This window comes from Streptomyces sirii, from assembly GCF_045690365.1.
GTDB lineage: Bacteria > Actinomycetota > Actinomycetes > Streptomycetales > Streptomycetaceae > Streptomyces > Streptomyces sirii.
Genome location: NZ_CP147982.1, coordinates 1,309,528 through 1,321,383 on the forward strand (window position 1 = coordinate 1,309,528; position 11,856 = coordinate 1,321,383).

Annotated in this window: 11 protein-coding genes and 1 riboswitch; of the genes, 6 read left to right on the forward strand and 5 right to left on the reverse strand. The window is 72.7% G+C overall.

What is annotated here, in order from left to right:
• The first annotated feature begins 10 nt into the window (after positions 1–10).
• The 4 genes from WAB15_RS06140 to WAB15_RS06155 are packed head-to-tail and all read left to right on the forward strand — an operon-like array spanning position 11 to position 3,646.
• Positions 11–712: a hypothetical protein gene (locus WAB15_RS06140; RefSeq protein ID WP_399150663.1), complete on the forward strand. Its 702-nt coding sequence runs from the start codon at positions 11–13 to the stop codon at positions 710–712.
• On the forward strand, positions 709–1,692 hold the full coding sequence (locus WAB15_RS06145) for a DUF6895 family protein (protein WP_399150664.1): 984 nt from the start codon (positions 709–711) through the stop codon (positions 1,690–1,692). Before WAB15_RS06140 ends, WAB15_RS06145 begins: the two co-directional genes overlap by 4 nt.
• On the forward strand, positions 1,692–2,609 hold the full coding sequence (locus tag WAB15_RS06150; protein ID WP_399150665.1) for a DUF6895 family protein: 918 nt from the start codon (positions 1,692–1,694) through the stop codon (positions 2,607–2,609). The genes WAB15_RS06145 and WAB15_RS06150 overlap by 1 nt, the downstream gene beginning before the upstream one ends.
• Positions 2,609–3,646, forward strand: coding sequence for a serine hydrolase domain-containing protein (locus WAB15_RS06155; RefSeq protein ID WP_407285599.1), 1,038 nt, complete (start codon positions 2,609–2,611; stop codon positions 3,644–3,646). Before WAB15_RS06150 ends, WAB15_RS06155 begins: the two co-directional genes overlap by 1 nt.
• A gap of 13 nt (positions 3,647–3,659) precedes the next feature.
• Here the strand turns inward: WAB15_RS06155 and WAB15_RS06160 are convergent, their stop codons facing one another.
• The 5 genes from WAB15_RS06160 to WAB15_RS06180 all read right to left on the reverse strand — a co-directional run bounded on the left by WAB15_RS06160 (position 3,660) and on the right by WAB15_RS06180 (position 10,519).
• A complete protein-coding gene (locus WAB15_RS06160) occupies positions 3,660–5,690 on the reverse strand; it encodes an ATP-binding protein (protein WP_407285600.1) in 2,031 nt (676 codons plus the stop codon).
• A gap of 95 nt (positions 5,691–5,785) precedes the next feature.
• Entirely contained in the window at positions 5,786–7,612 is a 1,827-nt protein-coding gene (locus tag WAB15_RS06165; RefSeq protein WP_407285601.1) for an alkyl/aryl-sulfatase, read from the reverse strand.
• A gap of 142 nt (positions 7,613–7,754) precedes the next feature.
• Complete coding sequence (locus WAB15_RS06170) at positions 7,755–8,816, reverse strand: methyltransferase (protein WP_399150668.1); 1,062 nt, start codon at positions 8,814–8,816, stop codon at positions 7,755–7,757.
• Positions 8,817–9,368: 552 nt separating this feature from the next.
• Entirely contained in the window at positions 9,369–9,809 is a 441-nt protein-coding gene (locus WAB15_RS06175; RefSeq protein WP_399150669.1) for an SPW repeat protein, read from the reverse strand.
• 137 nt (positions 9,810–9,946) lie between these two features.
• Positions 9,947–10,519, reverse strand: coding sequence for a histidine phosphatase family protein (locus WAB15_RS06180; protein ID WP_407285602.1), 573 nt, complete (start codon positions 10,517–10,519; stop codon positions 9,947–9,949).
• A 160-nt stretch (positions 10,520–10,679) separates the two neighbouring features.
• Positions 10,680–10,765: riboswitch (cobalamin riboswitch) on the forward strand.
• A 64-nt stretch (positions 10,766–10,829) separates the two neighbouring features.
• On the opposite strand from WAB15_RS06180, the gene WAB15_RS06185 reads away from it, so the two are divergent.
• Both WAB15_RS06185 and WAB15_RS06190 read left to right on the forward strand, forming a co-directional pair.
• On the forward strand, positions 10,830–11,048 hold the full coding sequence (locus WAB15_RS06185; RefSeq protein ID WP_407285603.1) for a CbtB-domain containing protein: 219 nt from the start codon (positions 10,830–10,832) through the stop codon (positions 11,046–11,048).
• 15 nt (positions 11,049–11,063) lie between these two features.
• Complete coding sequence (locus WAB15_RS06190; RefSeq protein ID WP_399150671.1) at positions 11,064–11,816, forward strand: CbtA family protein; 753 nt, start codon at positions 11,064–11,066, stop codon at positions 11,814–11,816.
• The last annotated feature ends 40 nt before the right edge of the window (positions 11,817–11,856 follow it).

The following is an 11,856-nucleotide window of genomic DNA, read 5'->3' on the forward strand; positions in this document are numbered from 1 at the left end:
GGACAAAGCGTTGGCTGAGCAGACGCAGGGAGCAGTCCCGCTGAGCGCTGTGATTGCCGATGCCGCAACAGAGGTCGCCCTCGCCCTGCGGGGTGAGGGCGACCCCTATGCGTTGTCCGGCATTCTGCAGCAGGAGAACGCGCTGACCCCAGCCGCCGTTCGGGTGCTCGGCGCCGATGCGCTCGCGCCGTACGCCGCGGAGCACCGGGCGGCGCCCTTCGGCGCGGACGACGAAGCGGTGGTCCGGCAGGCGCTCGCGGCCTATCCGCCGGGAGCCGATGCCTCGCAGGTGTCGGTGTGGACCTATCGGGGCCTGGTCGAGGCCTCGCACGCGTTTCTGCCCGGAGGCGCACAGCACTGGCCGCCGGCGCCCGACGCCGACACCGAATGGGTGGAGCTCGACCCCTGGCCGAAGCTGTCCCACCGGGTGTCGCAGCTGGCATCGCTCGCACTGCCCAAACTGGCATCGGGGCTCGCCGAGCAACTGGCCACCCGTACCGACGATCTGTCCCGCGGTTTCGTCCGGGCGGTGCGCCGGCGGGACTGGCCGCAGGCGGCCGGTCTGGGCCGCTGGCTGGCCCGGCTGCCCGAGGTCCCGCAGACCCTGGGGCTGGACAGCGGGCTGGCGTTCGTCCGCCAGATGGGTGGCGCCGACCCGCGGGTCGCGCTGCACGTCGCGGCCGCGCAGCGCTTCCACGGGAGGGGCTGGTGACCGCCGCCGACAGCGACCCCGGGCTGCTGGACCGGATGGTCCAGGGCAGCCTGGGGTGGCTGGAGGAGGCGCGCGGGCTCTTCCGCCTGCCTCCGGACGTGACGACCGACGCCGATCCCAACCTGACCCTCAAACCCCTCGGTGAACTGGCCGAACTGACCCAGCTGATCGGGGTGCTGCACCCGCGGGACGACATCCGCCAGACGGCCCGCGGCCTGTTCTCGTTCGCCTGGAACGAGACCCGGGACGGCGAGCTGTTCGCCGAGCTGATCCGCGGTGAGCCGTTCGCCACCTATCCGGCGGAGCTCTACGGGATCTTCGCCCAGGCCGGGCTGCGCCATGCCGAGGCCGACGACCTGCTGCAGACCACCATGCGGCTGCGCGGCTGGCGGGTGGCGCGCGAGGACCACACCCGTACCCTCGGCGTGCTCAACACGGAGCGGCGGATCGGACTGCGGCCGCACGCCGACTTCGCCGCCGTGCTGGCGCTGACCGGCCTCGGCCGGCTGCCGGAGCCGTGGGCACTGGACCGCAAGGCGGCCTACGGCGTGACCCATGACGTCTTCCACCTCACCGACTGGGGCCGCAACCGGCAGCGGCTGTCCCCCGAACTCGCCGGCTATCTGCGGCTGTGGCTGCCCTCCTGGCTGGAGAACTGGCTGGAGGAGCAACTGTGGGACCTGGTGGGCGAGCTGCTGGCCGTGACGGCCTGCCTGCCCGCGGCTCCCTACCACTCGGTGGCCTGGCAGCGGTTGGCCGAGGCGCAGACGGCCGACGGCAGCGTCCCGGAGATGGGCGCGGCCCCGTCCTCGGGCGATCCGCGCGAGGCCTTCCTCGCCTGCTACCACTCCACCCTGGTGACCGCGTTCGCCGCCACCCTCGCCCGGATCGCCGCCGACGAGGCCGAGGCCGGTCCGTCGGCCGGCGGCCCGGCGCTGGTGGGCGGGCGGACCCTCTGTGAAAGCGAGGCAGCCCCGTGATGGTGACGGCCGCATCCCCCGCCCTGCTGCACGGTGTCGGCGACCGGGCCCTGTCCTGGCTCGACGAGCACCGTGAGCGCTTCCGGCTGGCCCCCGAGGACTTCGCCACCAACGGCGCGGTCGCCGAACGGCTCAAGCCCATCGGGGAGCTGGCGATGAACATGCAGGTGCTGTTCCGGGAGGGCGTGGCCGGGTCCCGGCAGAAGACCCGTGCCGGGCAGCTGCTGGACTTCGCCTGGCGGGAGCTGCTGGACGGCGGCAACGTACTGGCCCGCCTCCAGTGCGACGAGCCGCTGTCCCCCGTGCCGCTGGAGGTCTACGCGCCCTTCCACGAGCTGGGCCACCGCCATCCGGGTCTGGAGGGGCGGGTGGAGGTCTGCCGGCGCACCGGGACCTGGACGGCGCTGGAGATGTCGCCCAACCGGCGGCTGGGTGTGCTCAACGCGGAACGCAAGCTGGGTCTCGTGCCCAGCAGCGACTTCGGACAGGCCGTGGCCCGCACCTGGCTGGGGCAGCTGGCCGAACCCTGGACGGTGCAGCTGCACATCGCCTACGACATCACCCACACGGTCTTCCACCTCACGAACTGGGGCGAGAGCCCCGAGGGCATTCCGCCGGCCATCGCCGACTACCTCACGCGGTACCTGCCGGCCTGGATGCACGACTGGGCGGACCTCGAACACTGGGATCTGCTGGGCGAGCTCCTCGTCGTGGACGCCTGTCTGCCGCGGCCCTCGCTGGACGCGGCGCTGTGGGAGCGCTATGCCGCCGCGCAGTCGGCCTCCGGCGCGATGCCCGTCCGGCGCCAGCTGCCCGAGGGGGACCCGGCGTATGTGTTCGACCAGGTCCACCACCCCACCCTGGTCGCCGCGTTCGCCTCCGCGATGGCCACCTCCCGGGCGATGTCCGCGGTCTGATGGGCTCGGCACGCGGCGCCGCGCTCGCCGACCGCCTCGCGGACGCGGTCACTCTGATCGACGCCCCGGACGTGGTGCTCGCGGTCACCCGGGGCGGCCTGCGCACCGTGCTCACCGGCGGCACGGCCCTCACCCCGCCCACCCCGCGCCATGCGCTGCGCTACGAGGTGGGCTCGCTGTCGAAGACCTTCACCGTGCTGCTGCTGGCCGACCTGGCCAGGGCCGGGGTGCTGACGCTGGACGATCCGCTCGCCGCGCATCTGCCGGGCCTGTCGCTGCCGCACCCGTACTCGCGGCGGATCACCCTGCGGCATCTGGCCACCCACACCTCGGGGCTGCCGCGGATCCCCACCGACCTGATCCCCGGCGCCCTGATGCACCCCTCCGTCAACGGGTACGCGGCCTACGACACCGAGCGGTTGCTGCGCACCTTCGCCCGGACCCGGCCCCGGAACCGCCCCGGCACCCGCTGGCGCTACTCCAACTTCGGGCTGGCGCTGCTCGGCCCGGCCATGGCCGAGGCCGCGGGCGCCCCTTACCCGGCCCTGCTCACCGACCGCGTACTGCGCCCGCTCGGGCTGGCGGACACCACCCTGGGCCCGGGGGCCACCGGCACCGACGCCATCGGCCACCGGGCGAACGGGGTGACGCCGGTGCCCAGCACCGACATGGGCGCCTTCGCCGCCGTCGGGTCGGTCCGCGCCACCCCCGGGGATCTGCTCGGCTACCTCGAAGCGCACCTCTCCCCCGAGAACACACCGCTGGCGCTGCCGCTGCGCGACATCCAGGTCCCGTTGCTGCGCCGCGGCTGGCGGCGCCGCAACACCCACACCCTGACGTGGTTCCAGCACCCGGCCCCGCGCGGGCCGCTGCTCTTCCACGTCGGGGCGACCTTCGGCCAGCAGGCGTTCCTCGGCTACCACCCGGCGTCGCACACCGGCCTGGTGGCGCTGGCCACCCGCCGCGGGCACGGCTGCAAGATGATCCCCACCGCTTACGAGCTGCTGTACACGCTGGCCGGCGAGCCCGCCGGCTGAACCGGGGCGGCGGTCACAGGTCGCCGGCCAGGATCCGGGCGAGCGCGGCCTCGGGGCGCTCCTCACCGGCCCGGTGGAAGAGCTCCGCGTAGGCGTCGTCGCCGATCGCCGCGCGGGCCTGCCGCTCGCACTCCTCGCGCACCGCGCGCAGCTCGGGGGTGCCTCGCTGGGGGTGCCCGACGGTGCGCCAGATGGCCTGGCCGCATCCGTAGACCCGGGCGGCCGCGGCGCCCTCGCCCTGGGCCGCCAAGGCGGCCGCGAGCAGGTCCAGACCGAGGGCGATCCCGAACCTGTCGCCGATGTCCTGCTTGGCGGCGAGCATGGCGCGGGCGTGCCCTGCCGACTCCGCGGGCTGGCCCTGGAAGAGCGCGACCAGGGAGAGCTGGTAGTCGGTGTAGGAGCGGGTCCAGTGTTCGCCGCGCTCCACACAGCCGCGGCGCAGTGCGGTGGCCGCGGCGCGGGCCTCGTCGAGCCTGCCGAGGTTGGTGAGCGCGAAGATCCGTACGAGGTGGCAACGCAGCCGTCCGGGTGCGTCGAACGGGCTGGTGGGCGGCGCTCCGAGGACCTGTTCGACGACGGTGTACGCAGACATCGGCCGGCCGGCCATCAGATGGGTGAGGCCGATGAGGTAGCCGGCCTCCAGCACCTCCTCCTCGTCGTCGCCCGCCCGCGCCGCGTCCGCGCACTCCGCGCCCAGGGCGTCGGCCAGCGAGAGATCACCCTGGAGGAGTACGGCGACGCCCAGCGCCCATAGCGCCCGGGTGCGGGCCCGGCTCGGTCCGTGGTGCGCGGCGAGGGCGCGGGCGGTGTAGTCGCGGGCCTCGTGCAGATGGCCGCAGCAGCTCCAGAAGAAGCCGATCGAGGCGCTGAGTTCCTGGGCCCGCTCCGGGTCGGTGGCCAGGAGGTGGTCCAGGGCGGTGCACAGGTCGACATAGACGTCGGCGACCCGGCCGTACCAGCCGACCTGCTCGGGGCCCAGCCAGCCCTGTTCGGCGCGGCGGCCGAACGCCACGAAGTACGCGGCGTGCCGGTCCGCCAGGTCCGCCGTCTCGTCCAGCTCGCCGAGCCACAGCCGGCCGTACTCGCGCAGCGTGTCGAGCATGCGGAAGCGCGGGCCCTCGCGGGTGAGCACCGACTTGGCGGCCAGTCCGGCGAGGACGGTGCGCACCGACTCCTCGGTGAGCGGGCCGCCGGCGCAGACCGAGGCCGCCGACTCCTCGTCGAAGGTGCCCCGGAAGACGGACAGCCGGGCCCACAGCAGCCGCTCCAGCGGGGTGCACAGCTCATGGCTCCAGCCGATGGCGCAGCGCAGCGTCCGGTGTCGCGGGAACCGCGGCGGCGGGTCGCCGTCTAGGGCGTCGAAGCGGGAGGTCAGCCGCTCGGCGACGCGCTCCACGGAGCTGCCGGCCAGCTGGGCGCCCGCCAGCTCCAGGGCCAGCGGAATGCCTTCGAGGCGCCGGCAGATGGTGTCTGCGGCGGCCGCGTGCCGGGGGTCGGTGAGCCGCAGGCCGGGTACGGCGGCGCCGGCCCGTTCGGTGAACAGGGCCAGCGCGTCGTTGTCGCCGGTGCAGGGCAGCGGGCCGATCTCGGTGGTCCGCTCGCCGACGAGGTCCAGCGGCTGCCGGCTGGTGACCAGCACGGTCAGGTGGGGGGCGGCCGTCAGCAGGTCTCCGAGGAGATCGCGGCAGGCGTCGACGAGGTGTTCGCAGGAGTCCAGGACCAGCAGCAGCCGTTTGTCGGCGAGCCATTCGCACAGCGCCGCCGCGGGGGTGCGGGCCGTATGGTCGGCCAGGCCGACGGCGTCGCAGACGGTTGCCAGCAGCAGCCCCGCGTTGTGTAACGGCCATAGTTCGGCCCACCAGACACCGTCGGGGAACCGTGGCGCCGCCGCGCGCGCGGCTCGTATGGCGATGCGGGTCTTGCCCACGCCACCGGGCCCGGTCAGGGTGACCAACCGGTGGTCCGTCAACTCCTGACCGATCTGCCGTAGTTCGACCCGCCGGCCGATGAAACTGCTTGATTCTTCGGGAATGCTGCTCGCCACCAGGCCAGTTTGCCCCAGCTTCGGCGTCGGGTGGCGGAGGGTGGCGTGGGCGCTCCGCGGCGCGAAGTTGACGACTGCGGGCGGGCCGGTGGCGGTCAGGGCGTGACGATGGGGAAGGTGGGATCGGGGAGGCTGAGGAGGCCCAGGAGCTGGTTGAGCGCTCCGGTCCCGCCGTCGCGGTCCCCCTCGGGTGGCCCTTGTCCGGCGAGGACGTCGAGCAGTTGGGGCTTGGTGAGGGTCAGGGTCAGGTCGGGGCCGCGGTCGTCGGACGGGGTGGGGGCGCCCGGCGAACTGAGATGGGTCAGGGCCCCGTTGGACAGCGTCAGATGCCAGGTCCGGTCCTCGTCGGGGAGGTAGAGGTCGAGGGTGAGCGGGGTGGACCAGGCGCGCGGGCCGTCGATGCGGATGGCGATCGCGTCGAGGATCTGGTCGACGGTGCGGGCCCGGTCCATCTCGGGGACGGCGGTGGCGGGCCGTGGCGCGGCGAGGGTGCCGCGCAGTTCCATCGCTCCGGTGAGGTAGAAGTTGCGCCAGGTGCCGTTCTCGCAGCCGTGGCCCAGCCGTTCGTAGACCAGGGCCAGTTCGCGGCGGGCGCGGAGGTTCTTCGGGTCGGCGAAGACGGCGTGGTTGAGGAGGGTGGCGGCGAACCGCAGATCGCCCTCGGCGGCGTACCGCTTGCCCGCGTCCACGGTCGCCTCGACGCCGCCCATGGTGTCCACATAGCGCTTGGCCTGCTCGACCGGAGGGTGCTCCCACAGGTGGGCGGGGTTGCCGTCGAACCATCCCAGGTAGCGCTGGTAGATCGCCTTGACGTTGTGGCTGAGCGAGCCGTAGTAGCCGTGGTGGGCCCATTCGCGCGCCAGGCCCGGCGGCAGCCGCATCTCCTCGGCGATCTCGGGGCCGGTGAGCCCCTGGTTGAGCAGCCGCACGGTCTGGTCGTGCAGATAGGCGTACAGGTCGCGCTGGTTGGCCAGCAGGGTCCTGACGCGGTCCTTGCCCCAGGTCGGCCAGTGGTGGGAGGCGAAGGCGACCTCCGCCTGGTCGCCGAAGAGGGCGAGCGCCTCGCCCAGGTAGCGGGACCAGGCCCGGGCGTCGCGGACGGCGCCGCCGCGCAGCGACAGGACGTGGTGCAGGGTGTGGGTGGCGTTCTCGGCCAGGCAGAGCGCCCGGTGTGCCGGGAAGCAGAAGTTCATCTCGGCGGGCGCCTCGGTGCCCGGGGTGAGCTGGAAGGCGAGGTGCACACCGTCGAGGATCTCCTCCTGGCCGGTGCTGGTGATGTCCACGGTCGGCGGGACCAGGGTCATGGTGCCGGTGGAGTGGGTGGCCCCCAGACCGCAGCCGATCTGGGCGTCCGGCGCCTTGGTGAGCTCGGCGCCGTACATGTAGACGGCGCGCCGGGCCATCGCGGGCCCGGCGTAGACCTGCTCGCCGACCGCTTGGGTGAGGAAGCCGACGGGTGCGAGCACCGGAACGGGGTGGTGGCCGGGCGGGAGTACGCCGCGGGCGCCGCCGAAGTGGTCTCCGTGCGAGTGGGTGTAGATCAGGCCGGTGACCGGCCGGTCTCCGCGGTGCTTGCGGTAGAGCTCCAGGGCCGCGGCGGCGGTCTCGGCGGAGCGGAGCGGGTCGATGACGATCACGCCGTGATCGCCTTCGACCAGCGTCATATTGGACAGGTCCAGACCGCGGGCCTGGTAGATGCCCTCCGTGACCTCGTACAGACCCTGGCGGCTCACCAGCCGGCCCTGGCGCCACAGGCCCTCGTGGGCGGTGTCGGGGCAGTTCTGGGCCAGGAATCCGTAGGCCCCGGCGTCCCAGACCACCCGGCCGTCGTCCATGGTGACCTCGGGCGGGTCGAGCTCCGCGATGAACCCGCGGTCGGCGTCGGCGAAGTCTTCGTGATCATCCACGGGCACAGCGGTCACGGGATGCCCCCTCTCCGGGGCGGTCGCCCAGAGCCAATCGGCCCCTACCCCGATTATCCCTGTCCGGGCGGCGGCCGCACGCGTGCGGAGGGGCTCCGACGGCCCCGCCCCGGTGCGCCGCGCCGCCCGGATCACCGCCGGATCAGACCGGCTCGGCCTCGATGAGGCAGAAGCGGTTGGGCTCGGGGAGCGGGATGACGGTGCGCAGGGCGAAGCCGGCGGCGCGGCACAGCTGGTCGAAGTCGTCCCGGGTGCGCTCCCGGCCCTCGACGTTGACCAGCATGTTGAGATCGCTGAGGTAGAGCACGCCGGCCTCCGAGGGGTCGACACCGGAGGCCGAGGGGGCGACGACGGGCGGCAGCACCGGCTCGATGATCAGCAGCCGGCCGTCGTCGGGTATCGCCTGCCGGCAGTGCCGCAGGATCGTGGTGCACTGCTCGTCGTTCCAGTCGTGGATCACGCTCTTGAGGAGGTAGAGGTCGGCGCCCTCGGGAGCGGTGGCGAAGAAGTCCCCGGCGACGAGGGAGCAGCGCCCGTCCAGACCCTCGTCCGCCAGCCGCGTACCGGCCTGGGCGAGGCCCTCCGAGCTGTCGAAGAGGATGCCGCGGAGCCCGGGGTGCGCCTGGAGGATCGGGGCGAGCAGGGTGCCGTCGCCGCCGCCGATGTCGGCGACGGTCCGGAAGCGGCCGAAGTCGTAGGCCGCCGGGACCAGCGCGGCGGTGTCGCGGGTGGCCTGGCCCATCGCGGCGTTGAAGTCGGCGGAGAGCTGCGGCTGTTGGGCGAGGTAGCCGAAGAAGTCCTGGCCGAAGGCCGTGTCGAAGGAGGGCCGGCCGGTACGCACGCTGTCGTCCAGCAGCTCCCAGGCCCGCAGGATGGTGGGGTCGGTGAACATCCGGGAGAAGGACCGCAGCGACTCGGGGTGATCGCTGTGCAGCAGGGCGCCGGCCGGGGTGGTGGCGAACGTTCCGGGAGACCGCTCCACGAGCAGTCCGAGTCCGGCCAGCGACCGCAGTAACCGGCCCATGGCCTGGGGCTCGGCGGCGCACTCCTTCGCCAGCTCGTCCGCGCCGCGCTCCCCGTCCCCGATCAGATCGACGATCCCCATGCGGGCCGCGGCACCCAGCGTGTGTGCCGCCATGCCGCCGTAGGCGATCCGGACCAGCGCGTCCCGGGCCTCATCCGATGGCTGCTTCTCGTACGACATGGTGCGACACCTCTCCGGTCAACGGCGTTACGGGCAGGGCCCGGCAGGGCACAACACGCAGGTGACGTTGTCGCCCCGCAACAAGTTAGGCAAGCCTAACTAGAAATGATCAACGGGGCAACGTCCCCTTCGCCCGCACCCCGCCCGTACGGCGCCGCCCTGCGCACCACCCGGGAGAGGAGAAACGCCCCTGTCCCCGTACGACGACCGCCCCTTCGGCGAGATCGCCGAGCCGTTCCGACACGAAGCCCTCCCCCGCCCCCGCACCCCGTCAGCCGGGCGCTCGCGCGGCTACCCGCGCGGCGCCGCATGGCTCGCACAGGCCGCGGCGATCACCGGTCTGGTCCTGGGAATCGCCCTGGCGCACGGCCTGCTCCTCGCGAGCGGGCTGGTACTGGCCGGACTGACCGGGCACCTGTCGGCCGAGGGCCGCGCACGGCGCCGATAGCCCGTAGCCGCCGCGCCCGCACACGCAGCCGCCGGCCCGCCCGCCACCCGAGGGAGGCAGGCGCACCGGCGGCCTGTCACACGCCCCCGTATGGGGAGCGCACGTCAGGTGACGCTGCGGCTCCTCGATGCCACGGCGACACACATGGCGCCCAGCAGGAACGTCAGAACACCGATGACGAGGTTGTTCCAGATGACGCCGGCGTCCGGGCTGCTGCCGACGATCCAGGGCGAGATGATCATCCATACGCCGATCGCGCACATCGCACCGCTCAGGCCGTACATCCGCTCGGGCGCCACGGTGAAACCCACCGCCAGCAGGGCGATCGCGATGCCGAGGATGAGGTTGTGCACCACCAGCGGAGGCTGCGCGAGGGCGAAGTGGATGACCCACGGCGAGACGGCGCAGTACAGGCCGACCAAGAAGACCGGACCGTCGACGAGTACGACATCACGCCCGCCGAGCACCCGCTCATAGCGAGCCCGCATCTCAGAAGCGTCGGGGTGACCGGCGAGATCACCCCTGGTGTGTGAGACGTCGGCCATACGACTCGCCTCCTTCGCTCGCAAGCCTGGCCGTTTCGCGTGGCATCGGGCCGCGCACCTTTATTCTGCGCTTATGTCGCGTTTATGTGTAGATGAAGCGACAGGTGAATCCTGAAGCATTTCGGCCACCCGCCCACTCACCTGCGGTCCAGCGTCCGCCCCAGGCCCAGATTCCAGCGCCCACCCCGGCCGCTCAGCTCGGTCGCGGTGAGCGGCGGGACATCCAGCCGCCAGAACGCGTCCGCGGGCACCCGCAGTGCGCACACCGCCGCGGCCCGTACGACGTCCGGTTCGACGACGGCCACCACCCGGCCGTCGTCGAGCGCCATCCGGGTCAGCCAGCCCGCGATCCGGTCGCACAGCGCCCGCAGCGACTCCCCGCCGTGCCCCTCGAAGTCCGGATCGCTCAGCCAACTGGAGACCGCGACCGGTTCGGCGTCGGCGACCTCGGCCAGGGTCCGGCCGCGCCAGGCACCCATCGCACAGCCCGCCAGTTCCGGCGCGGAGCGGGCCGACAGCCCCAGCTCCGCGGCGGTGCCCCGGCACCGGACGGAGGGCGAGGCGAAGATCCGGTCGGCGGCCGGCAGCGATCCGGCCGTGGCCCGCACACGGCGCAGCCCGGCCTCGCTCAGCGGGCCGTCGTCGTCGAAGCGCACCTCGCGCTGGGCATCGCCCGCGGCCGGTGAGACCAACATCACCCGAGTCGTCACGCCTCCTCCTTCCGCTACCCATCGCCGCCGTCAACGGACCTTCCGTACTGGGCAGTTGTCCTGCGGACGCGCCCCGTCCTGCGCCACTCCGCCCCCTCTACGGCCTTGGCCCGGTGGCCGGTTCACGGTACCTTCCCGATCGTATTGACGATGACATGACGGAAGCCGGTGGGATCCCGGCGCGGTCGCGCCACTGTATGTCCGGTTTTTACCAGCCCAAAAGGGCCAGGACCGGATGAGCCAGACCCGGCATGTCATCCCGCACTCCACTGACTAGGGACGCGAGTTCCCCCTAAAAGGAGGTTCTGCCATGGCTCAGACCATCGCACCCCCGGCCACCGGCGCCGTCGCCCCCGCCCCGCTCCCCCTCAAGGCGATCGCCCCCTGGGCGGTCTTCGGCATCGTCCTGATGATGGTGCTGCTGTACTTCGTCGGCGCCGAGCAGGGCGCCACCTCGGTGTTCTCCGGAACGGACGTGCACGAGTGGGTCCACGACGGGCGCCACCTCCTCGGTTTCCCCTGCCACTGATCGGACCCGGCACCCATGAACTCGCTCACCATCAGAAACCTTCTGGTGCGCGGTCTGCTCGCCGGTCTGGCAGCCGGTGTCGTCGCCCTGGTCGTCGCCTACCTGCTGGGTGAACCACGGGTGGACGCCGCCATCGCGTTCGAGGACGCCCACAGCCACGACCACGGCCACGAGATGGAGGTCGTCAGCCGCGGGATGCAGTCCACTGCGGGGCTGGCGACCGGCGTCCTGGTCTACGGCGTGGCGCTGGGCGGCATCGCCGCACTGGTCTTCTGCTTCCTGCTGGGCCGGATCGGGCGCTTCGGCGCCCGGACCACCGCCGCCCTGCTGTCCGGCGCCGCGCTGCTGGTCTACCTCGTACCGTTCCTGAAGTACCCGGCGAACCCACCGGCCGTCGGCAACCCCGACACCATCGGCCAACGCACCGCCCTGTACTTCCTGATGATGCTGCTCGGCATCCTGCTGGCCGTCGGCGCGACGATCCTCGGCCGGCGCCTGGCTCCCAAGCTGGGCAACTGGTACGCCACGGTGACGGCCGGCGCCGCGTTCGTGGTCGCCGTCGCCCTCGCGTACGCCTTCCTGCCGTCCTACGACAATGTGCCGCACGGCTTCCCCGGCACCCTGCTGTGGCAGTTCCGGCTGTCGACGATCGCCATCCAACTGGTGCTGTGGACCGCCTTCGGGCTGCTCTTCGGCCACCTCGCGGAGCGCGTCGTCCCCACGCAGCAGCGGGCCGCCGCCCCCGCGGCGGCGCCCGTCACCTCCTGACACGGCGTCCGCCGCCGGACAAGCGCACACGGGAAGGGCC

Excerpts from the sequence above, each read along its gene's own strand:
- WAB15_RS06185 (WP_407285603.1), top strand. The coding sequence starts at position 10,830 with ATGGCTCAGACCATCGCACCCCCGGCCACCGGCGCCGTCGCCCCCGCC.
- WAB15_RS06175 (WP_399150669.1), bottom strand. The coding sequence starts at position 9,809 with ATGGCCGACGTCTCACACACCAGGGGTGATCTCGCCGGTCACCCCGAC.
- WAB15_RS06170 (WP_399150668.1), bottom strand. The coding sequence starts at position 8,816 with ATGTCGTACGAGAAGCAGCCATCGGATGAGGCCCGGGACGCGCTGGTC.
- WAB15_RS06190 (WP_399150671.1), top strand. The coding sequence starts at position 11,064 with ATGAACTCGCTCACCATCAGAAACCTTCTGGTGCGCGGTCTGCTCGCC.
- WAB15_RS06150 (WP_399150665.1), top strand. The coding sequence starts at position 1,692 with ATGGTGACGGCCGCATCCCCCGCCCTGCTGCACGGTGTCGGCGACCGG.
- WAB15_RS06155 (WP_407285599.1), top strand. The coding sequence starts at position 2,609 with ATGGGCTCGGCACGCGGCGCCGCGCTCGCCGACCGCCTCGCGGACGCG.